The organism is Actinoplanes aureus, assembly GCF_015704865.1.
Taxonomy (GTDB): domain Bacteria; phylum Actinomycetota; class Actinomycetes; order Mycobacteriales; family Micromonosporaceae; genus Actinoplanes; species Actinoplanes aureus.
In genome coordinates this window covers 567,889-587,386 of record NZ_JADQTO010000004.1, presented here as the reverse complement: position 1 = coordinate 587,386, position 19,498 = coordinate 567,889, and the positions used below count along the sequence as shown (strand labels likewise).

Sequence of the window (19,498 nt, the reverse complement as noted above, 5' to 3'; positions counted from 1 at the left end):
TGCCGCTACGCTCGGCACGAGGTCTCCGGTGTGAAGTTCTGCTTGGTCGCTGAACCAACTACCGGAGACCTCTTCAGTTATCGATCACCGCCACGCCGCAACATCGACGCCTACGAAACACGGCCTAGAGCGTCGTCCTTGAGGTGGCCCTTTTCTTCGCCCGTTGCATCCGCTTCTGCCCTCGCTTTCGCCTCGCCCTCGCCTCCGGTACCTCGTTGCTTGTCCTTGCCTGGAGTTCGCTTTCGCCCCGCCCTCGCTTCCGGTCCCTTGTTGCTCGTCCCTTGCCTGGAGTTCGTATGAATGCCTCAACCGGCCACATGGCCGTCGAACCCGCTCCCCCTGCTCGTCGCCGGCGGTCCGGATGAGTGGCGTGCCGGAGTTCGACGACATGGCGGACCGCGCCGCTCGGGTCGCTCTGACGTGGCTGGCGGAGCCCGGCCACCGCACCGTCTGGACCCTGGTGCAGCAGGCGGGCGCGGCGGCGACCCTGGAACGCCTGATCAGCGGCGACATCCCGGACAGCCGGCTACGGGCGGCCGTCAAAGCCCGTACCGCGGTCGGTGATCCCCACCGGATCGCTGAGATCGCACTGCGCCGGGCGGAACGGCTCGGCGCCCGCCTGGTCGTCCCCTCCGACGATGAGTGGCCGACCCGGGTCGACGATCTCGCCGGACTGGAACTGGACACCGGGGGCCGCGTCAACCACGACATCCGGCCGCCGCTCTGCTTCTGGGTGCGCGGTGGGTGGCCGCTCGACGCGACCCTGGAACGCTCGGTGGCGATCGTGGGTGCGCGGGCGGCGAGCAGTTACGGCACCCATGTAGCGACCGACATGGCATACGCGCTGGCCGGGCGGGAGTGGACCGTACTCTCCGGCGGTGCCTTCGGCATCGACGCGGCGGCGCACCGGGGGACTCTCGCGGCCGGCGGCCGTACCGTGGCGGTCCTTGCCTGCGGCGTCGACCGTCCCTATCCGGTCGGCAACTCCGCGATGTTCGAACAGATCGCCGAGCAAGGTCTGGTGATCAGCGAGTGGCCGATCGGCGCCGAGCCGCTCCGACACCGGTTCCTGATCCGCAATCGCGTCATCGCCGCCGCCACCGCCGGCACCGTCGTGGTCGAGGCAGCCGCGCGCAGCGGTGCGGCACAAACCATGAACCGGGTGCTGGCACTGAACCGGCACGCAATGGTGGTCCCTGGGCCGGTGACGTCCGCCATGTCGGTCGGATGTCACGAAATCTTGCGCGGCAACCCGTACGCCCGGTTGGTGACCTCGGCCTTCGACGTATTGGAGGAGGTGGGCCGGATCGGCGAGTATCTGACCGATCCGCCACGCGGGCCGGAGCACCGCCGGGACTCCGTCGACGAGGAGTCGGCCCTCATCCTGGACGCGCTTCCGCCGCGCGGCACGTCCACTCCCGAGGAGCTGGCAGCGGCCGCCCGGCTGACCCTGCGCACAGTCCTCCGGCGGCTGTCACTGCTCGAGGTGGCCGGCCTCGTGGTACGCCGGGAGGGCGGCATCGCCCTCGCCCCGAAGAACACACCCGGCTGATCCGATGTGGATGATGGCCACCGTCGGCGATCTCCAGGTACGGCACTGGCGGACGGCATGGCGGCGGCCGGCTCGTCGGGCCTTCGGTCACCACAACCTGGTGACCGATGCCCGCGGGCCGGTCGGTGCGGCCGCGCCGCCGCAACGGCGCGGGTACCGCGTCAGTCCTCGGACTCGTCCAGATCACGGCGGTGGACCTTCATCCACGCCTCGACGTCGTCGGCCAGCCAGACCTTGCCCTGCGCCAGGTCTGCCACAGGCTTCGGAAAGTCGGCGCGACTCGTGATCTGGTAGGCCCGCTGCCGGCTGACTCCGCCCAAACGGATACGGATCTCGTGCGCGCCCATGAGTCGGATCGGCTTCACTCCCACATGATCGACCGTAGGCGTGAGACTATTAGTCAATTATCAACTTGATAGGAGACAGCTAGTCGTTAGTCAACTAGAGTGGCTCCATGACTAGACGCTCTACGCCTATCCCACCTGTCCCGCATTTCCCGAGGCACCGCCGCGATTGGCGGACCATGTGGCGCAGATGCATATGCGGCCTTCCGGCCCCGTGCATAGACGGTCGCGTGCCGGCCACACCGCCACCCTTTCCGCCAGCCTCCGACGCCACGTCGCGCCGGGGCGTCTATCGGTCGCGGCACGCACGGCAGGACGAGGACGCCGGCCCCGCCAACCGCCGGACCGACACCCCGCCCCGATCACCACATCCCGAGTCGAACGTCGGTCGCGCCGGGCGGCTCACGCCAGCCCAGCAGCATCGAGCGAATCCGTCGGCCCCGCACAGGGGCCGCAACAACCGCAGCCGCTGACGGCCACACCACGATTGCCGCGAGTCCATCCAGGACAACCGACGTCAGCCTGGCAACAATCGGTCACACCTCATCAATGCGACACTTCAGCGCCAATTCCTGAAATCGCACATCGGCGGACGACATGGCCTTCAGATGCTTCGCAAACCGTCTCGCGCACATCTCCACGCCACGTTGAGCCCCACATTTTCAGGAGCGCGCCTTCCCCGCGCCCGGCCGGTGTTCAGCCGCCTAAGCGATTCACACCCTGGGCGAACTCGACGACAGCCAGCTGAGGAAGCCATGACGAAGGCCGGCAATACCGAACACGTACACGTGCGCCCTCTTTGGACCTGCCGTGTCTGCAAACAGGCCTGGCCTTGTGACACCGCCAAGACCAGCCTGCTCACCGAGTACCGCGCCTTCCCCTCCTTGCTGAAGATCTACCTGTCGGCGCAGATGTACGACGCCCTCGACGACTTGACAGCGGAGGGCAAGCCGCCACCCAACCTCTACGAACGCTTCCTGGCCTGGGCACGAAGCGGATGGTCCAGGCATTGACCCCGGCGCACCGGTGCGGCGCAGCCCGCGCCTGCAGCAGATCTCGGCTCTATAGCCCAGCGACACCGCCGCACGGCGCTCAGCCCACGCGACCACCGGAGCACCACGGTGACCCGCTCCCACGTGACCATCGGGCAACCACGGCGACCCGCTCCCACGCCACCACCGGAGCAACCACAGCGACCTACTGCCCCACCACGCGTATGCCCGCCGGCCTGTGAACCACGAGGCTCAGGCTCGCCGCTCTCCCGCTCTGCAATCGGCGACCCGCCCGCGTGCCAGCGCAGCGAACCTTGGAAGCCGCTCTCCATGCCGACCGTGCCGCGGCTCGCGAAGGATTCCGCGGTGAGGCGGGCGCCGGCATGGCCGCGGCTTTGGCGTCCGGCTGGCGGCGACCTCGGCTCGCCCCAGTGGGAGAAACGGGCGACGGCCACGCCTTGGTCGGCACTGGCCAACCTTGGCGAAGACCGCCGCCCGCCCTGCCGCCCGATCAAGCTCGGCCTTCTCAGTGCGGCAAGGCTTATTGTAGTAATGTAAGCCTGTTGGTACAACATAATGGAGCATCGTGGGCACGTAAAATGGTCATCATGATCGATCATTCCGCCGACCGAGCGGTCTTCCGCCAGCTGGCTGATCTGCTGCGCCGGCAGATCGAGTCTGGGGAGCTGCGTCCGGGTGAGGCGTTGCCCAGCGAGTTGCGTCTCGCGGACGACTACAACATCAGCCGCACGACGGTGCGCCAAGCCATCGGCCAGCTGCGGACCGAAGGACTGGTGACTGTGGATCGACCGCGCGGCACCTTCGTGCGCGTTCCCGAGCCGGTCCAGATCGTCACGCTGGCCCGCGGCGACCGGGTCGGCGCACGCATGCCCAACGACAACGAGCGCCGCAAGTACCGGCTGCGCGATGGCGTCCCGGTGCTCGTCGTCACGGCGCACGACGGCACCGAGACCGTGCACCCAGCCGACCGCGTGCAACTCACCCGCCCCTGACCCCACTGCTTCCCCGCGACATCGACGTATCCTCCGCTCCGCTCACCGGTGACCCCTCGAAACGTGCCCACGCACGGGTGGGGCTGGTGCTGAGGCACGTTAGACGCCGTCTGGATGTGCGTCGGTTACAGCTCGCTTGCCCGGCCGTCGCGCATGCCCCCACCGAGAGCAGGCAGGCACCTGCGTCAGCCACGGCCTTGCCGGCTGGCGGCAAGGCACGTCTTGGAGGGGCCGGATGGGAGCGTTGCCGCCAACCAGACATGGCGAGCCCAGGGCACATCCGGGAAGCCAGGAGAGAGCGTTGCTACCGGCCGGACAAGGCAGACCCGCGGCACGTCATAGAGGCCGAGTGAGAGCACCGCTGCCGGCCGGACACGGCAAGCCCGCAGCACGTCATTGAAGCCGGATGAAAGTGCTGCTGCCGGCCGGACACGACAAACCCGCAGCACGCCCTTGCGGCCGCAATGCTGGTCCGCACACGGATCGGGAACGACGCCGTGTAGCAGGGCGTGCTAGCAGGAAGCGGCTTCGCCGACTGTGGCTGACCGAGGGCGGGGCACGCATCAACCACACAGCCATGACCACCACTGATCGGTGGATCCGATGCCGGCCGCCTCGGGTGAGCGGCCATCCGGCCCGGACCGGCGCCCAGGGCGCCGGCCAGCGACCACAACACCGCGGCCTGGCATGGGGACTGGGTGGCAGTCAGGTTCGGGTGCGGCGGCGGTAGCCGTGGCCGGCGTGCCAGGACTCTATGACCAGGTGGTCGGCTGGGACGCCGACGTAGGTGAGCGCCACCTCGGTGATGTCCACGCGGAAGAAGCCGGCGTCTGGGAACGGCGTGTCCGGAGGCGGTGGGGTCTCCACGGCACGGCCGGCCAGTTTGGCGTCGCCGGGGCCGGTTTCCGGGTTTTCCTCCGGTGGCTCGAGGGTGGGGCTGTGCATGGCCATCCGCGGGTCGCGGCGCAGGTCTGCCAGCTTCACCGAGTCGGCCATCATGCCGAAGGTGAGATCGCCGTCGGTGAACTGGGCCTCGCAGGCGCTGATCCTGGGTGAGCCGTCACGCCGCAGGGTGGCGATGGTCTTGTTGGTGCCGGCGTCGAACAGGGCCCGGACCCGGGCCGCGAACTCGGGTGCTTCCTTCTCGATTTCTCCCCAACGTGCCATGCCGGTGAGGCTAGCCCCCAGGTCTGACAGAAACGCCGGGAAACAGGTCGGCGCGGATGCTTGACGTCATGATCCTTGGCGGAGGACGGTCGTGAGCGATGCGTACCCGTGAATTGCACGAGGCACTGCCGGCGGCGCTCCGGCAGGCGGTGGACGACTTCGGGCATCACCTGGCCGGTGTGGACGGGCGGTCCGCGCACACCGTCCGGGCGTATGTCGGGGATGTCGTCTCGATGCTCGACCACGCCGTGCGTGAAGGGCGCACTTCGGTCGCCGAGCTCGATATCGGCGTGCTCCGCGGCTGGCTGGCGGCTCGGATGGGTGCGGGTGCCGCTCGTGCCTCGCAGGCGCGCCGGGCCGCGGCGGCCCGGACTTTCACGGGCTGGGCGCATCGCACCGGCCGCGCCCCGCATGATCCGGGTGCGCAACTCGCGAGTCCGCGCGCGCATCGGCCCCTGCCCACCGTCCTTCGCGCGGACCAAGCCGCACACCTGATGACCGCATCGACGGAGAAAGCCGCACCGATCGGGCAGACCACGGCAACAAAGACGACCGCAACGATCGGAAAGGCTGCGGCGACAGAAACGGCCACCACAACAGACGCGGCCGCAGGCACGGACGCGGCCCCAGGGACCGGGCGGGGCCGCAGCATGGGCGCGGAAACAGGCGAGCATGCGGAGCATGCCGGAGAGGGCTCCGCAGCGGGTGACGCCTTGGCGATCCGGGATCGGGCCGTCCTGGAGTTGCTCTACGCCAGCGGCGTACGCGTGAGCGAGCTCTGCGACCTCAACCGAGCCGACGTCGACTACGTCCGCCAGGTCGTCCGGGTCTTCGGCAAGGGCGCTAAGGAGCGGACCGTCCCCTTCGGCCTCCCGGCCCGCCGTGCCCTCGACGACTGGCTACGCCTCGGCCGGCCCGAGCTGGCGGGACGCTACAGCCGGGACGCACTCTTCCTCGGCGTGAAGGGTGGCCGGCTCCAGGCGACCGTCGTGCGCCGGATCGTGGCGCGTGCGGCGCAGGCGGCGGGGCTGCCGCACACCAGCCCGCACGACCTGCGGCACTCCGCGGCGACGCACCTGCTCGACGGTGGTGCCGACCTGCGGGCCGTGCAGGAGTTGCTGGGACACAGCTCGCTGTCGAGCACCCAGATCTATACCCATGTGTCGACCGAGCGACTACGCGCGGCATTCAATCAGGCGCACCCGCGAGCCTGACACCGTACGATCCGAGCATGAGCGCCGAAGATCCGCCCCGGTCCATTCCCGGTGCCCGGCTTCTGTTCTCGCTGGATCCGGCGGTGTCCTACCTGAACCACGGGTCGTTCGGCGCGCTTCCGATCGGGGTGCAGCGGGCCCAGCAACGCCTGCGGGACGAGATGGAGGCGAATCCGCTGCGGTTCTACGGCACCGGGCTGCTCGACCGGGTGGTCCACACCCGACGGCACCTCGCGTCGTTCCTGGGCGCGGATCCGGACGGCAGCGCGCTGCTGCCGAACACCACGGCCGCGGTGTCGCTGGTTCTTCAGTCGGTTCCGCTGAGTACCTCCGACGAGGTGCTGATGACCGATCACGCGTACGGGGCGGTGGCGATGGCGGTTCGTCGGCAGTGCCGGCGGACGGGGGCCAGCGCGCGCACGGTCGCCGTCCCGCTCGGGGCGCCGGCTCGTGAGGTGGTGTCGCGGATCCGGGCCGCGCTGCGTCCCGGCCGGACCCGGCTGCTCGTCGTCGACCAGCTGGCGTCAGCGACCGCGATGCTGCTGCCGGTACGCGAAATCGTCGCGGCCGCCCGGGAAAACGACATTCCGGTCCTGGTGGACGCGGCGCACGTACCGGGAATGCTGCCGGTGGACGTGGGCGCGATCGGTGCCGATTTCTGGGTCGGCAACCTGCACAAATGGGGTTGGGCTCCGCGAGGCACCGCACTGCTGCACGTCGCACCGGCTTGGCGGCGGCGCATCGACCCGCTGATCGTGTCGTGGGAGCAGGAGCAGGGGTTTCCGCTGTCCGTCGAGTTCCAGGGCACGATCGACTACACCCCGTGGCTGGCCGCCCCGGCCGGGGTCTTCACGCTGCGCACGCTCGGTGTGGACACCGTCCGGGAGCACAATGCCGCGCTGGCCGCGTACGGCCAACGGGTTGTGGGTGAGGCCCTCGGCCTCGCGCCCGCCGACCTGCCTGACCCGGGCGGACCTGGGGTTTCCATGCGGATCGTGCCGCTGCCGGCCGGGATGGCCACCACCTTCCCGGAGGCGCACGCGCTGCGGCAGCACATCTCGGACAAGCTGGCCGTGGAGACCGCGGTGAACGCGTGGGGCGGGCGTGGGCTGCTGCGGCTGAGCGCGCAGGTCTACAACCGTCCGGAGGAATATCACCACCTGACCGACCATCTGCCAGCCCTGCTGAACGAGTTCAAGCAGCGCTGAGGGCGGCGCTGCGGGCAGCGGCAGCGTTGAGGGCAGCGCCGCGGGCAGCGGCAGCGTTGAGGGCAGCGCCGCGGGCAGCGCTAGGGCCAGCGCTGCGGGCTGCGTTGAGGGGCAGCAGGCGGACGCGGCCGAGCCCGAGCAGGGCGAGCGGATCGAGGTAGAGGTCGCCCCGGCGCAGCCCCCAGTGCAGGCAGGCGCTCTCCGAGCAGCCGGGATGGCCGGGGTCCAGGGTGCCCAGCGGCTCGCCGGCCGCGACCTCGTCGCCTGGCGCGACCACGGCGGTCACCGGCTCGTAAGTGGTCCGCAGCCCACCCGCGTGCGCCACGCTGACCACGCCCCGGCCGGCGAGAATCTGGGCATAAATCACCTTGCCGCCTCCAGCGGCACGCACGGTGGCACCGGGAGCGGCAGCGAGATCGACGCCGCGGTGACCGGCGAGCCACTGCTCCGGGGGCGGCTCGAACCGCCGCGCCACCCGAGGCGGAGCCACCGGCCAGCTATACCGCGAGGCCGGAGCACCCCCGGAAAGCACCGCCCAAGAACGCACCGCAGGCACGGACACAGCCAGCCCCGCAGGCGCGGACGCCGCAAACCCCGCAGGCAAGGGCGCGGCGAGAGCAGGCACAGAAACAGCAAGATCAGGCACGGACGAAGGACGCGGAGCGATCAGAAGCACCACAGACACCAACGCGAAAACGGACACCATGCCGCTCAGCCTGCCCACGCCGAGGCGCGCTCGCGACCGGCCCTGTGCACAGCCGCGAACTGTGGATAAGTGCTACCCGCCGAAGCCGGCGTCATCCGGCAGGGAGATGTCCGGTTTCTCGAGCTCCTCGACGTTCACGTCCTTGAACGTCATCACCCGCACATTCTTCACAAACCGAGCCGGACGATACATGTCCCAGACCCAGGCGTCGTGCATCTCGACCTCGAAGTACACCTCGCCGTCGGAGTTGCGCACGTGCAGGTCCACCTGGTTGGCCAGGTAGAACCGGCGCTCGGTCTCCACCACGTAGGAGAACTGGCGGACGATGTCGCGGTACTCCCGGTAGAGCTGCAGCTCCATCTCGGTCTCGTACTTCTCGAGATCCTCTGCGCTCATCGTGTCTCGCCCTCCATGGCCTCATCTTCCCCCACCGACGGCGACGGCTGAGGCTGCTCGCCCGACGCCACGCCGACGGTACCCTCAGCCGTCTCCGGAAGCAGCAGCGGCTCCGTAACAGATACGTCGAACAGCGCCGGCACGACCGCCGCCGGGTCCGCCGGGCGGCGTGCCCGCGGAGGCCGGTTGCCGCGACCCGAGGCCGCGGCGACATTGACGTACGAGAATCGGTGCTCGGCACAGGGCCCGTGCCGCAGCAGCGCGGAACTGTGCTCGTCGGTGATGTAACCCTTGTGCACGGCGAAGCCGTAGGCCGGGAAGCGCTCGTCCAGCTCCACCATGAGCCGGTCCCGGGTCACTTTCGCCAGCACGCTGGCCGCCGCGACACAGGCCGCGACCCGGTCGCCCTTCCAGACGGCGAGGCCCGGCACCCCCAGCCCGTCGACCGGGAAACCGTCGGTCAGCACGTACTCCGGGGGGATGGTGAGCGAGGCCAGCGCCCGGCGCATCGCCGCGAGATTGCAGACGTGCAGGCCGCGCGCGTCGACCTCGGTCGGCGGAATGATCATCACGGACCAGGCCAGGGCGCGCTCCACCACGTGCTCGTAGACCCGTTCCCGGGCGGCGGCGGTGAGCAGCTTGGAGTCGGCCAGCCCGGGGATCTCGCCGCGCTTGCCCTCCGGCAGGATCGCGGCGGCCGCCACCAGCGGCCCGGCGCAGGCGCCGCGGCCGGCCTCGTCGGCTCCGGCCACATGCCGGAAGCCGCGGCGCTGAAGCGCCTGCTCCAGCGCGTAGAGCCCGGCCTCCCGGCGGACCACGGTGCGTGGCGGGGCAAGCATTAAAGATCCTTATCTGGTACGGCAGCGACGCACCGCCGCAGCAGATCGGCCAGGTCCAGCGGGAAGATCTCTTCGCTACTCGCCTCGATCTCGGCGGCCGACCACCACCGGTGCTCGGTGATGGTGAGCTTCTCCTCGGCGTCCATCCCGGCCGTGTCCACCTGCCAGTCCGCCACCCGGAGCAGAAAGAAGTCCTGCTCCTGACGGTAGTCCCGCCCGTCGTACGAAAACTCGGTGATCTCGTGCCAGACCGGCCCGCCCAGGTCGTCCGGCGCCACCCGCAGGCCGGTCTCCTCGAACAGCTCACGGGCCGCCGCCTCGGCCACGGTCTCGCCGTCGGCGAGGCCGCCGCCGGCGGTGAACCACCACCGTAGTTCCGGCCGGGCCGGGTCACCGCCGTGCAGCAGCAACACCCGGCCCGCGAGATCGACGAGGAGGACGCGGCCGGCGCGCCGGTCAATCACGGTCACGTGCAAAGCCTATTGCGCTCGAGGAGGCACCGGCGACCCGGCTACTTGCCCGAGGCGTTCGGAATCGCTTCGTACTCCTTCGGCACCGACAGCCAGGAGGCCCGGCTCGCCGGCCAGAAGATCGTGAACGCGCGCCCGACCACGGAGTCGATCGGGACCGTGGCGTCGTCGATCTTGCCGGCCTCGTCGGTGGCGGTGCTCTGCTCGTAGTGCTCCAGCGAGTCGCCGGACGCCTCGCGGTGGTCGCCCATCACCCAGAGCCGGCCGGCCGGCACGGTGATGTTGAACTCCTGGTCGGCGACCTGGTTACGGGTGCCGTCGGTCTCGGTGAAGATGTACGGCTCGTCGAGCGAGACGCCGTTGATCTCGAGTCGCTGCTGGGGGTCGCAGCAGACGATGTTGTCACCGGGAGTACCGATCACCCGCTTGATGAAGTCCTCGCCCTCGGCGCCGGACTGCCAGTCGCTGGGCGCCTTGAACACGATGATCTCGCCGCGGCGGGGGTCGCGGAAGTCGTAGACGAGCTTGTTGACCAGCACCCGGTCCCACACGTTGAGCGTGTGCTCCATCGACGGGGAGGGGATGTAGAACGTCTGGAGCACGAAAGCGCGAACCAGCACGGCAACGAGGATCGCTACACCCAGCAGGATGGGAAGCTCACGCCAGAATGAGCCCCGGCGCTTTTCGGTCTGCTCGTCAATCACGCTCGGAGCCTACGTCGTCGAGTCACGAACGACATGCCGGAACGCGCGGATAAGACCACTCCGATGAGAAGCGGGAACACGTCCGCGGCGATCACCGGGGTGGCCTTGGGCTGCGGATCCGGTCTGGTCGCCGCGGCCGTGGGTTGATCCTCGGCGAATCGTTTCCATACGTCCGGCACGTTCAGACTGTTGAATCGGTCACTCGGCCAGACCACCACGAAGGCCCGCCCGATGATGTTCTCGATCGGCACCGGCCCCTGGCAGCGGGCGTCCTGGGAGACCGAGCGGTGATCGCCCATCACGAACATCTGCCCGGCCGGCACGGTCACCTCGGCGAACCGGCGGCTGGTGCACTGACCGGGGATCGGTGGCTGACTCAGGTCGGAGTTGAAGCCCTCGGCGATGTACTCCTCGTCGATGCCGACCCCGTTGACCGTGATCCGGCCCTGTTCGTCGCAGCACGCGACCTTGTCACCCGGAAGGCCGATCACCCGTTTGATGAAGTCGCGTTCGCCGGGGCGGCTGATGCCGACCAGGTCGCCGACGGTCCGGCCGAGCTTGGCCAGGAAGGTGTTGCTGACCGCCTCGGTCACCTCCGGCGCCCAGTCGTCGGTGCCGCGGAAGACCACGATCTCGCCCCGCAACGGGTCGCGCATGTCGTAGACGACCTTGTTGACCAGCACGCGGTCCTGGATCGCCAGGGTGTTCTCCATCGACCCGGACGGGATGTAGAAGGCCTGCACCAGGAACGTCCGGATGAGCACGGCCAAGCAGAAGGCGACGATCAGCAGCAGCGGCAGCTCCTGCCAGAGGGGCATCTCCTTGCGCCGGGAGAGCCCACGCCGCCGCCGAGCCGTCGGCCCGTAGCCTTCCATCGGTTCCACGCTTCGCATCTCCCGCCGTCCGCCGGCCGAACCGCCCCCGGATACAGCACTACCGCCCGAGTTTCCCGGCTAGGGGAAGTTACGGGCGGTAGGACTGGAATGGTTCACCAGAACCGTCCGGCACAGGCGCAAGCGTAATGCGCCCGCGCCCGTTCCGGTCGTCTCAGTGTTGTCAGACGGTCTGCTTCTCCCGAAGCTCCTTGATCTTGGCCTTCTTGCCACGGAGCTCACGCAGGTAGTAGAGCTTGGCGCGACGCACGTCACCGCGGGTGACGACCTCGATCCGGTCGATCGCCGGGCTGTTGATCGGGTAGGTCCGCTCGACACCGACGCCGAAGCTGATCTTCCGGACCTTGAAGGTCTCCCGGAGACCGGCACCCTGGCGAGCGATCACGACGCCCTGGAAGACCTGGACACGGGAACGGTTACCTTCGACGACCCGGCCGTGCACCTTGATGGTGTCACCGGCGCGGAAGCTGGGAAGGTCGGTGCGCTGCGACTGGGCGTCGAGAGCGTCCAGCGTGTTCATCGCTGCATCCTCGTCGTACTAGGCGCACCGGGAGTCGGTGCGCGAGTGGGTGATTCTGATCTTCCGGCTGGTGTCAATCAGACTTGGTAGAAGATCCTCGTCCCACCCCACGGCGTGGGATGGAGACGGCAACCTCCCTACTCTGCCACACGCGGAGGCGGGATCTGAAATCCAGCCTCGGTGAGCGCTGCCCGGTCCTTCTTGTCGAGGTTCTCGGGCGGGTAGGCGGCCCACATGTCGGGGCGCCGGGAGGCGGTCCGCAGCAGGCTCTGCTCGCGACGCCAGCGGGCGATCCGGCCGTGGTCGCCGGAGCGGAGCACATCGGGCACGTCACGGCCGCGCCAGGACTGCGGCTTGGTGTAGACCGGGGCCTCGAGCAGGCCGGCGGCGTGCGACTCCTCGGTGAGCGACTCGGCGTTGCCGAGCACGCCGGGCAGCAGCCGGGTGATCGCTTCCATGATCACGATGACCGCGACCTCGCCGCCGAAGAGCACGTAGTCGCCGAGGGAGACCTCACGCACCGGCATCCGGGCCGCCGCGTCGTCGATCACTCGCTGGTCGATGCCCTCGTAACGGCCGCAGGCGAAAACCAGGTGGTCCAGCTCCGCGAGCTGGTGGGCGTCCGCCTGGGTGAAGGGTGCGCCGACCGGGGACGGTACGACCAGAGTCGTCCCCGGAGTCGCCACCGCGTCCAGGGCCTGTCCCCACGGCTCGGGGCGCATCACCATGCCGGGACCGCCGCCGTAGGGCGTGTCGTCCACCGTGCGGTGCACGTCGGAGGTCCAGGTCCGCAGGTCGTGCACGGACAGCTCAAGGGTCCCGGCGGTCCGCGCCTTGCCGATCAGCGAGAGGTCGAGCGGCGCGAAGTACTCCGGGAAGATCGAGATGATGTCGACCTTCACAGATCGAGGAGGCCTTCCGGGAGGTCAACGATGATGCGGCCGCCGGCGACGTCCACGGTCGGGACCATCGCGGTGACGAACGGGATCAGAGCCGTCCCGCCGCCGGTCTTGGCGAGCACGATCAGGTCCGAGGCCGGTGCGTGCTCGATCCGCTGCACGGTGCCCAGCGAAGAGCCGTCGACCGATTCCACGCGCAGCCCGATCAGCTGGTGGTCGTGGAACTCCTCGGGATCCTCCGGGGACGCCAGATCGGCGCTGTCCACCTGGAGGTACACGCCGCGCAGCGCCTCGGCGACGTTGCGGTCGTGGATGCCCTCGAAGACGGCGATGCCGCGGCCCTGATGCCAGCGGATCGACTCGAGGACGAGTTGCTTGGGAACTTCGAACGGCACTCCGGGAGCCGGCGCTGCCGCCGGGCCGGCGTTCACCCGGCGGTCCCGGGGGACCTCCGTGATGAACACCGACCCGGACGTGAAGCGTTCCTCGGGCTCGTCGGTCCGCACGACCACCGAGACTTCGCCCCGGATGCCGTGCGGTTTACCGATCTGGCCGACGACGAGCAGCATCGATCAGTACGCGTCGACTATGTCGACGCGAATGCCGCGCCCGCCGATCGAGCCGATCACCTGACGCAGGGCCTTGGCCGTACGCCCGCCGCGCCCGATGACCGTTCCCAGGTCCTCCGGGTGCACACGGACCTCGAGCCGCTTGCCACGGCGCGAGTCGACCAGCCGGACCCGGACGTCGTCCGGGTTGTCGACGATGCCCTTGACGAGGTGCTCCAGCGCGGGCCGGAGCGCCCCGTCAGCTCGCGTCGGCGCCGGCACCGGCCGGGTCCTGTGCAGTCTCGGCGACGGCCTCGCGGTTCGGCTCGGCCGGGTCGGCCGCCTTGGTCTCCGCCGGCTTGGCGGCGGCGGCCTCCGGAGCGGCAGCCTTCTTGCTCGACTTGCTCGCGGTGGCCGGCTTGGTGTCGGCGATACCGGCGGCAGCCTTGGCCTCGGCCTCGTAGACCTCGGTCTTGCTCTGCTTGCTCGGCGCGACCAGCAGCGGCGGCGGGGCCGGCAGGCCCTTGAACTTCTGCCAGTCGCCGGTCTTCTCCAGGATCCGCTGCACGGGCTCGCTCGGCTGCGCGCCGACGCCGAGCCAGTACTGAATGCGGTCGGACTTGACCTCGATCACCGAGGGGTGTTCCTTCGGCTGGTAGATGCCGACGTACTCGATGGCACGGCCGTCGCGCTTGGTACGCGAGTCGGCGACGACGATGCGGTACTGCGGGTTGCGGATCTTGCCCATCCGCAGAAGCCGGATCTTTACGGCCACGGTTTATTCGCTCCTGATGACTGCGTGGGTGAGCCGACCGGGACCCACGTGGGGATGCGGGACCGATGCCTCGTGGACTGGCGTCGCGATCAGGGGTTAGAGGGCGCCTGACGCGTGCCGGATACCAACGAGCCATTCTGCCAGACGACAGGCCGCCCTGCCCAACCGGGTCTCAACGTGCCCCGGGCCGGTCCCATCCGGGCGGCACCTCGGCCGGGACCGGCCACGACGGGTCGGGGCGGAAGTCGGTCCAGGTGCCGTCGAAGGGGAAGTCACCGGCCTCGATCTTCTTGATCATCCGTCGGCCCTCGGCCCAGACCTCGTCCGGAGAAGGCACCCAGTAGTGCTCCGGGAGCGCGAGCCGCTCTGCGAACTCGTCCTCGTCCTTCCACTGCCAGGACCGGTCCGGCGCGACCACCACGTCGAGGTCCTGGTCCACCACGTCGACACCGGCCAGGTCACCGTCGTCCCAGCGGACCGCGTGCTCCTCGAGGTTGACGTACCACTCCTTGAAGACGCCGTCGCCGGTGCGGAAGAACCACACCGAGTGGTCGCCCTCGGGCGGGATGAACTTCAGGATGCCCGGGCCGGACCAGGTGGACGGGACCAGGCGGCGCTCGGCGCTCACCCACTCGGTGAAGGGCATCTGGCGGACACCGCGGCCGTCCGCCGCCACCTCGATGATCACCGGCGTGTCCCGGGCCAGCCAGAGCAGCAGCCCGCGCTCGTCGTCGGAGACCACCCGGCAGGGCCGGACGTTGACCAGCCGGCCCGCCGAGAAGTTGCGATAGACGACGGACCGGCCCGGCTGAAAACTCACAATCAGTAAGAACGACCGAGGTACGCGACCAGCCCCGGTTCCTCGTCCGACTCCGGCATCGTCCCGTCCGGGCGGGTCAGACAGCGGACCGTGACGGCCTTGCCGTTCGCCTCCTTCTCGCCCGCCTCGCCGACGGCCGACCACGGCACCCGGGCCCAGCCGGTCTGCGACGCCTCGATCGCCTCACCCAGCGTCTTCACGTCGACCGTGTGCTCCTCGCGGAAGGCCAGCGCGTCGTCGTAGAGGCGCTGCTGGTCGGCCTTGAGAGCGGCGACGACCGCGTTCGCCACCTCGGCCAGGGCGATCGGCGACTTGGTGCCGTCGATCCGGCGGGCCACCACGGCGTTGCCGTTGGCCAGGTCACGCGGGCCGACCTCGACGCGGATCGGGATGCCCTGGAGTTCCGCGTCGACGGCGCGACGGCCGAACGGGATGTCGGCACGATCGTCGAGCTTTACCCGTACCCCGGCGGTCTTGAGGTCGTCGCGCAGCTTGGCCGCTGCTTCCGCGACACCCTCGCCTGCCTTGACCACCATGATCTGGACCTGGATCGGTGCGAGGCGCGGCGGCAGCCGCAGCCCGTTGTCATCGCCGTGCACCATGATCAGACCGCCCAGCATGCGGGTCGAGGTGCCCCAGGACGTGGTCCAGGCGTGCTCGACCGTGCGGTCGGCCGACGAGTAGGTGATGTCGAAGGCCTTCGCGAAGTTCTGCCCGAGCTCGTGCGAGGTGCCCATCTGGAGTGCCTTGCCGTCGCGCATCATGGCCTCGACGGTCATCGTGTTGGTGGCGCCGGCGAACCGCTCACCCCGGGTCTTGCGGCCGGGCACGACCGGGATGGCCAGCATCTCGGTCATGAACGCCTCGTAGACGTTCTTGTGGATATCGCGGGCGTGCTCGCGGGCGTCCGCCTCGGTGGCGTGCGCGGTGTGGCCCTCCTGCCAGAGGAACTCGGTGGTGCGCAGGAAGGTACGCGGGCGCAGCTCCCACCGGACCACGTTGGCCCACTGGTTGAGCAGCAGCGGCAGATCCCGGTACGAGTCGACCCACTTGGCCATGAACTCGCCGATCACCGTCTCGCTGGTCGGGCGGACGACGAGCGGCTCGGCGAGCTCCTTGCCACCGGCGTGGGTGACCACGGCCAGCTCCGGCGAGAAGCCCTCCACGTGGTCGGCCTCGCGGCGCAGGTAGTTCTCCGGGATGAAGAGCGGGAAGTACGCGTTCTGGACGCCCTGCTCCTTGATCCGGGCGTCCATGTCGGCCTGCATGCGCTCCCAGATGGCGTAGCCGACCGGCCGGATCACCATCGTGCCGCGCACCGGGCCGTTGTCGGCGAGCTGCGCCTTGGCGATCAGGTCCTGGTACCAGCGGGGAAAGTCCTCCGCACGGGGAGTGAGCACGCGAGCCATGAGGAAGCATCCTAGTCTCGGCCGGCTGCAACCCACCGGGTGGGCGTCCCGTGTCCCTCAACGGAGACGAACGGGGTGATGGATGGACTTCGACGGGTTCTACCGGGACACCTCCCGGCGGCTGATGCGGTACGCGTACGGGCTGACCGGTGACGCCGGGGAGGCTCAGGACCTGGTCCAGGAGGCCTACGCCCGGGCCTGGCAACGATGGCGGCGGATCTCCCGGTACGAGGACCCGGAGGCCTGGCTGCGGCTGGTGGTGAACCGGCTCTCCACCGACCGGTGGCGCCGAATGTTCGTCCGGCGAGACCGCGCCGCGGCCGAACCGCCTCTCCCGCCGGTGGCGCCGCCGTCGGAGAACACCGTGCTGCTGGTGACGGCCATGCGGACGTTGCCACCCGCGCACCGCAACGCGCTGGCCCTGCACTACCTCCTCGACCGATCGATCGCCGACATCGCCGCGGAGACCGGCGCCTCCATCGGCACCGTCAAGTCGTGGCTGTCCCGAGGCCGGGCCGGCCTGGCGACCGCGCTCGAACCCGCTCTCTTGCCGGAGGGAACATCCGATGCCCGCTGATCTCGACGAACTGTTCGCGACACTGGGCCGCCAGGCCGACGCGATCCCGCTCGCCCCGGCGGCGGCGGCCCGCGAACGCGGCCGGCAGCGCAACCGGACCCGGGCCGTGGTGGCCTCGGCGGTTGCGGTGTGCCTGGTGGTGGCGGGCGCGGTCGGGCTGGTGGAGCGGTCGGACCGCCGGCCTGATCAGACCGTCGCGCCTACCCCGTCGAACCGCGCGATGCCCGAGGTGGGCTCACCGATCAGCCTCGGCGGCACGATCACGTCGGCCGACGTCGTCGCCGCCGACGGGCGTGTCTTCGCCCTCTGGAAAGCCGACGACGGCACGTTCCACCTGCGTGCGGCGGACCTGCACACCGGCGCCCTTCTCTGGGAGGCCGAGCACAGGACCGAGCAGAAGGCCGAGCCGAACGCACTGGTCGGTCTGCGCGCGGCGAAATCCGCGGTGGTGCTGAACACCTCGGGGGCGGCGTATGTGTACCGGGCTACCGACGGCAAGTTGCTCTTCGACCTGCCCCTCGCCGAGAACGACGGTCTGGTGCTGCACGACCGGGCCGCGATCCGATGGTCCCAACAGGATCAGCAGATCGAGGCATACGACTGGCTGACCGGCGAGCGGCGCTGGTCGCGGGACGCGACAGCGGATCGGCTGGGCATCGTGCACCCGCGCGGCACGCTGAGACTCGGCGAGTCCGGTGACGGTCAGCTGTTCGAAGTCACCGGGGAGGGAGAGGTCCGGCTGATGGACGCGGGCACCGGCCGGGTGCTGGAGACCTTCACCGTGCCGAGGCCCGCGGACAACGGCTGGGTCATCGCGTACGACAACTGGCTGATCATCGAGGAGACGTCGGGCAAGAACGGGTACCGACTGGCCGCCACCGACCTGGGCACCGGCGAAACAACCACGGTCGTCAGCGAGAAGGCCGGGCACACGCTCCACGGGTTGGACATGTGCGACGCCGACCGGCTCTGCGTCCTGGACCAGGCACCGCTCCGTCGGTACACACTGGCCTCGATCGACCTCACCCGCCAACGGGAGGTGTGGCGGGTTCCCGCGATGGAGGGCTACCCGATGGTCGAGTCCGACGGCCACGGCCGCACGATGGTCGCGGATACCGGCGTGATGGCGTTCTATGACGCGAACGGGCGTGAGGTGCTCCGCACGAAGGAGGCGGCCACTTCCTGGCTCAACACGGAGACGCTGCTGAACGTGCCGGCGGCACCCGGTCCGGTGCAGCTGATTCGGTTCAGTGACGGCCACGTCACGACGCTCGGTGAGGTGCCGCTGCGGATCGGGAACTGCGTCAACACCGAGGACCGGCTGGCCTGCCCGACCCTTGACGGCCTGCGGATCTGGAGCCTCACCGGATGACCTGACCCTTCAGCACGATACGGCTCGGCGCGCGGACCACTCGCAGGTCCGCGCGCGGGTCCGCCTCGTAGACCACCAGATCGGCGAGGCCGCCCTCGACCAGGCCGGGGAAGCCCAGCCACTCGCGGGCCTTCCAGGAGGCGGCGGCGAGGACGTCGGTCGCCGGGATGCCGGCCTCGTGCAGGTAGAGCATCTCCTCGGCGGCCAGCCCGTGCCGGATGCCCCCGCCCGCGTCGGTACCGACGTAGATCGGCACGCCGGCCTCGTGCGCGGCAAGCACCACGGACGGGAAGCGGTCGCGCAGGGCGATCATGTGGTCGGCGTACCCGGCGAATTTCTCCCGGGCCTGATCGGCGATCTTGCCGAAGGTCCGGATATTGATCATCGTGGGCACCAGCGCGGTGCCGCGCCGGGCCATCTCGTCGATCAGGTCGAGCGACAGCCCGGTGCCGTGCTCCACCGAGTCCACCCCGGCCCGCACCATGATCTCCACGCCCTCCTCGGAGAACGTGTGCACCGCGGCCCGGGCTCCGGCCGCGTGCGCGGCCTCCACCGCCGCGGCCATCGTCGCCGCGTCCCAGCTCGGCGCCAGATCGCCCACCTCGCGGTCGATCCAGTCGCCGACCAGCTTCACCCAGCCGGTGCCGGCCTTCGCCTGCGCGGTGACCGCTTTCGCGACCTCGTCGCCCAGGACCTCGACACCGATGTCGCGCAGGTAGCGACGCGGCGCGGCCACGTGCCGCCCGGCCCGGGCAAGGCGCGGCACGCCGGGTTCGTCGTCCAATTCGGGATAGGGGTACGGCGAGCCGGCGTCCCGGATCGCCAGGACGCCCGCGTCCCGGTCCTGGGTGGCCAGCTCACGGGCCTGGTCGACGCTCTCGATCGGCTTCGCGCCGTAGGCGATGCCGAGGTGGCAGTGGGCGTCGACGAGGCCGGGCACGATCCAGCCGCCGTCGCTGATCGTTTCGGCATCGGACACCGGCTCGAAGGTGACCCGGTCGCCGACCAGCCAGATGTCCCGGACCGCACCGTCCGGCAGGACGGTCCCACGCACATGCAACGCCATGGAACAGTCCTACC

At 69.7% G+C, this 19,498-nt stretch carries 23 protein-coding genes; 7 read left to right on the top strand and 16 right to left on the bottom strand.

Annotation, left to right across the window (positions count from 1 at the left end):
• The first annotated feature begins 361 nt into the window (after window positions 1-361).
• The gene (locus tag I4J89_RS11500; protein ID WP_196413857.1) at window positions 362-1,552 is read left to right on the top strand and encodes a DNA-processing protein DprA; all 1,191 of its coding nucleotides are present in this window, start codon (window positions 362-364) and stop codon (window positions 1,550-1,552) included.
• Between the two features lie 161 nt (window positions 1,553-1,713).
• Here I4J89_RS11500 and I4J89_RS11495 read toward each other — a convergent pair whose 3' ends face one another.
• On the bottom strand, window positions 1,714-1,899 hold the full coding sequence (locus I4J89_RS11495; protein ID WP_196413905.1) for an AlpA family phage regulatory protein: 186 nt from the start codon (window positions 1,897-1,899) through the stop codon (window positions 1,714-1,716).
• 785 nt (window positions 1,900-2,684) lie between these two features.
• On the opposite strand from I4J89_RS11495, the gene I4J89_RS11490 reads away from it, so the two are divergent.
• Window positions 2,685-2,909 (top strand): hypothetical protein, encoded by a 225-nt coding sequence (locus I4J89_RS11490; protein ID WP_309238261.1) that lies wholly within the window; start codon window positions 2,685-2,687, stop codon window positions 2,907-2,909.
• Window positions 2,910-3,496: 587 nt separating this feature from the next.
• Entirely contained in the window at window positions 3,497-3,901 is a 405-nt protein-coding gene (locus tag I4J89_RS11485; protein WP_196413855.1) for a winged helix-turn-helix domain-containing protein, read from the top strand.
• A 705-nt stretch (window positions 3,902-4,606) separates the two neighbouring features.
• Here I4J89_RS11485 and I4J89_RS11480 read toward each other — a convergent pair.
• On the bottom strand, window positions 4,607-5,068 hold the full coding sequence (locus tag I4J89_RS11480; RefSeq protein ID WP_196413854.1) for a pyridoxamine 5'-phosphate oxidase family protein: 462 nt from the start codon (window positions 5,066-5,068) through the stop codon (window positions 4,607-4,609).
• A 98-nt stretch (window positions 5,069-5,166) separates the two neighbouring features.
• On the opposite strand from I4J89_RS11480, the gene I4J89_RS11475 reads away from it, so the two are divergent.
• Together I4J89_RS11475 and I4J89_RS11470 are read left to right on the top strand one after the other, a co-directional pair.
• Window positions 5,167-6,282 carry a tyrosine recombinase XerC gene (locus I4J89_RS11475; RefSeq protein WP_196413853.1) on the top strand — a complete coding sequence of 372 codons (1,116 nt, stop codon included), beginning with the start codon at window positions 5,167-5,169 and terminating at the stop codon, window positions 6,280-6,282.
• A 17-nt stretch (window positions 6,283-6,299) separates the two neighbouring features.
• On the top strand, window positions 6,300-7,490 hold the full coding sequence (locus tag I4J89_RS11470) for an aminotransferase class V-fold PLP-dependent enzyme (protein WP_196413852.1): 1,191 nt from the start codon (window positions 6,300-6,302) through the stop codon (window positions 7,488-7,490).
• Here the strand turns inward: I4J89_RS11470 and I4J89_RS11465 are convergent.
• From I4J89_RS11465 to proS, 13 genes are all read right to left on the bottom strand, one after another.
• Window positions 7,477-8,196 (bottom strand): murein hydrolase activator EnvC family protein, encoded by a 720-nt coding sequence (locus I4J89_RS11465; RefSeq protein WP_196413851.1) that lies wholly within the window; start codon window positions 8,194-8,196, stop codon window positions 7,477-7,479. The two genes, I4J89_RS11470 and I4J89_RS11465, sit on opposite strands and share 14 nt — an antisense overlap.
• A gap of 72 nt (window positions 8,197-8,268) precedes the next feature.
• Window positions 8,269-8,592, bottom strand: a complete 324-nt coding sequence (locus I4J89_RS11460) for a DUF2469 domain-containing protein (protein ID WP_014447123.1) — start codon at window positions 8,590-8,592, stop codon at window positions 8,269-8,271.
• Window positions 8,589-9,431 carry a ribonuclease HII gene (locus I4J89_RS11455; RefSeq protein WP_196413850.1) on the bottom strand — a complete coding sequence of 281 codons (843 nt, stop codon included), beginning with the start codon at window positions 9,429-9,431 and terminating at the stop codon, window positions 8,589-8,591. Before I4J89_RS11455 ends, I4J89_RS11460 begins: the two co-directional genes overlap by 4 nt.
• On the bottom strand, window positions 9,431-9,901 hold the full coding sequence (locus I4J89_RS11450; protein WP_196413849.1) for an NUDIX hydrolase: 471 nt from the start codon (window positions 9,899-9,901) through the stop codon (window positions 9,431-9,433). Before I4J89_RS11450 ends, I4J89_RS11455 begins: the two co-directional genes overlap by 1 nt.
• 41 nt (window positions 9,902-9,942) lie before the next feature.
• Entirely contained in the window at window positions 9,943-10,605 is a 663-nt protein-coding gene (lepB, locus tag I4J89_RS11445; RefSeq protein ID WP_196413848.1) for a signal peptidase I, read from the bottom strand.
• Window positions 10,602-11,498 carry a signal peptidase I gene (lepB, locus tag I4J89_RS11440; protein WP_196413847.1) on the bottom strand — a complete coding sequence of 299 codons (897 nt, stop codon included), beginning with the start codon at window positions 11,496-11,498 and terminating at the stop codon, window positions 10,602-10,604. Before lepB (I4J89_RS11440) ends, lepB (I4J89_RS11445) begins: the two co-directional genes overlap by 4 nt.
• Before the next feature lie 163 nt (window positions 11,499-11,661).
• Complete coding sequence (gene rplS / locus I4J89_RS11435; RefSeq protein WP_196413846.1) at window positions 11,662-12,018, bottom strand: 50S ribosomal protein L19; 357 nt, start codon at window positions 12,016-12,018, stop codon at window positions 11,662-11,664.
• A gap of 137 nt (window positions 12,019-12,155) precedes the next feature.
• Entirely contained in the window at window positions 12,156-12,920 is a 765-nt protein-coding gene (gene trmD, locus I4J89_RS11430; RefSeq protein ID WP_196413845.1) for a tRNA (guanosine(37)-N1)-methyltransferase TrmD, read from the bottom strand.
• Window positions 12,917-13,483, bottom strand: coding sequence for a ribosome maturation factor RimM (gene rimM, locus I4J89_RS11425; protein ID WP_196413904.1), 567 nt, complete (start codon window positions 13,481-13,483; stop codon window positions 12,917-12,919). The genes trmD and rimM overlap by 4 nt, the downstream gene beginning before the upstream one ends.
• Before the next feature lie 6 nt (window positions 13,484-13,489).
• On the bottom strand, window positions 13,490-13,747 hold the full coding sequence (locus I4J89_RS11420) for an RNA-binding protein (RefSeq protein WP_014447131.1): 258 nt from the start codon (window positions 13,745-13,747) through the stop codon (window positions 13,490-13,492).
• Window positions 13,725-14,240 carry a 30S ribosomal protein S16 gene (rpsP, locus tag I4J89_RS11415; protein WP_196413844.1) on the bottom strand — a complete coding sequence of 172 codons (516 nt, stop codon included), beginning with the start codon at window positions 14,238-14,240 and terminating at the stop codon, window positions 13,725-13,727. The genes I4J89_RS11420 and rpsP overlap by 23 nt, the downstream gene beginning before the upstream one ends.
• Before the next feature lie 172 nt (window positions 14,241-14,412).
• The gene (locus tag I4J89_RS11410) at window positions 14,413-15,060 is read right to left on the bottom strand and encodes a ribonuclease FAU-1 family protein (protein ID WP_196413843.1); all 648 of its coding nucleotides are present in this window, start codon (window positions 15,058-15,060) and stop codon (window positions 14,413-14,415) included.
• 2 nt (window positions 15,061-15,062) lie between these two features.
• Window positions 15,063-16,469 (bottom strand): proline--tRNA ligase, encoded by a 1,407-nt coding sequence (proS, locus tag I4J89_RS11405; RefSeq protein WP_196413842.1) that lies wholly within the window; start codon window positions 16,467-16,469, stop codon window positions 15,063-15,065.
• A gap of 82 nt (window positions 16,470-16,551) precedes the next feature.
• On the opposite strand from proS, the gene I4J89_RS11400 reads away from it, so the two are divergent.
• Window positions 16,552-17,046, top strand: coding sequence for a SigE family RNA polymerase sigma factor (locus I4J89_RS11400; protein ID WP_196413841.1), 495 nt, complete (start codon window positions 16,552-16,554; stop codon window positions 17,044-17,046).
• On the top strand, window positions 17,036-18,418 hold the full coding sequence (locus I4J89_RS11395) for an outer membrane protein assembly factor BamB family protein (RefSeq protein ID WP_196413840.1): 1,383 nt from the start codon (window positions 17,036-17,038) through the stop codon (window positions 18,416-18,418). The genes I4J89_RS11400 and I4J89_RS11395 overlap by 11 nt, the downstream gene beginning before the upstream one ends.
• Here I4J89_RS11395 and I4J89_RS11390 read toward each other — a convergent pair.
• A complete protein-coding gene (locus I4J89_RS11390) occupies window positions 18,408-19,484 on the bottom strand; it encodes an amidohydrolase family protein (RefSeq protein WP_196413839.1) in 1,077 nt (358 codons plus the stop codon). The genes I4J89_RS11395 and I4J89_RS11390 overlap by 11 nt on opposite strands.
• Window positions 19,485-19,498: the final 14 nt, after the last annotated feature.

What these genes read in the sequence shown, in the direction of transcription:
- I4J89_RS11485 (WP_196413855.1), top strand. Translation starts at nt 3,497, where the DNA reads ATGATCGATCATTCCGCCGACCGAGCGGTCTTCCGCCAGCTGGCTGAT.
- I4J89_RS11470 (WP_196413852.1), top strand. Translation starts at nt 6,300, where the DNA reads ATGAGCGCCGAAGATCCGCCCCGGTCCATTCCCGGTGCCCGGCTTCTG.
- I4J89_RS11465 (WP_196413851.1), bottom strand. Translation starts at nt 8,196, where the DNA reads ATGGTGTCCGTTTTCGCGTTGGTGTCTGTGGTGCTTCTGATCGCTCCG.
- I4J89_RS11455 (WP_196413850.1), bottom strand. Translation starts at nt 9,431, where the DNA reads ATGCTTGCCCCGCCACGCACCGTGGTCCGCCGGGAGGCCGGGCTCTAC.
- I4J89_RS11395 (WP_196413840.1), top strand. Translation starts at nt 17,036, where the DNA reads ATGCCCGCTGATCTCGACGAACTGTTCGCGACACTGGGCCGCCAGGCC.
- I4J89_RS11480 (WP_196413854.1), bottom strand. Translation starts at nt 5,068, where the DNA reads ATGGCACGTTGGGGAGAAATCGAGAAGGAAGCACCCGAGTTCGCGGCC.
- I4J89_RS11400 (WP_196413841.1), top strand. Translation starts at nt 16,552, where the DNA reads ATGGACTTCGACGGGTTCTACCGGGACACCTCCCGGCGGCTGATGCGG.
- lepB (WP_196413847.1), bottom strand. Translation starts at nt 11,498, where the DNA reads ATGCGAAGCGTGGAACCGATGGAAGGCTACGGGCCGACGGCTCGGCGG.
- I4J89_RS11475 (WP_196413853.1), top strand. Translation starts at nt 5,167, where the DNA reads ATGCGTACCCGTGAATTGCACGAGGCACTGCCGGCGGCGCTCCGGCAG.
- I4J89_RS11390 (WP_196413839.1), bottom strand. Translation starts at nt 19,484, where the DNA reads ATGGCGTTGCATGTGCGTGGGACCGTCCTGCCGGACGGTGCGGTCCGG.
- I4J89_RS11500 (WP_196413857.1), top strand. Translation starts at nt 362, where the DNA reads ATGAGTGGCGTGCCGGAGTTCGACGACATGGCGGACCGCGCCGCTCGG.
- proS (WP_196413842.1), bottom strand. Translation starts at nt 16,469, where the DNA reads ATGGCTCGCGTGCTCACTCCCCGTGCGGAGGACTTTCCCCGCTGGTAC.
- rplS (WP_196413846.1), bottom strand. Translation starts at nt 12,018, where the DNA reads ATGAACACGCTGGACGCTCTCGACGCCCAGTCGCAGCGCACCGACCTT.
- I4J89_RS11460 (WP_014447123.1), bottom strand. Translation starts at nt 8,592, where the DNA reads ATGAGCGCAGAGGATCTCGAGAAGTACGAGACCGAGATGGAGCTGCAG.
- I4J89_RS11495 (WP_196413905.1), bottom strand. Translation starts at nt 1,899, where the DNA reads ATGGGCGCGCACGAGATCCGTATCCGTTTGGGCGGAGTCAGCCGGCAG.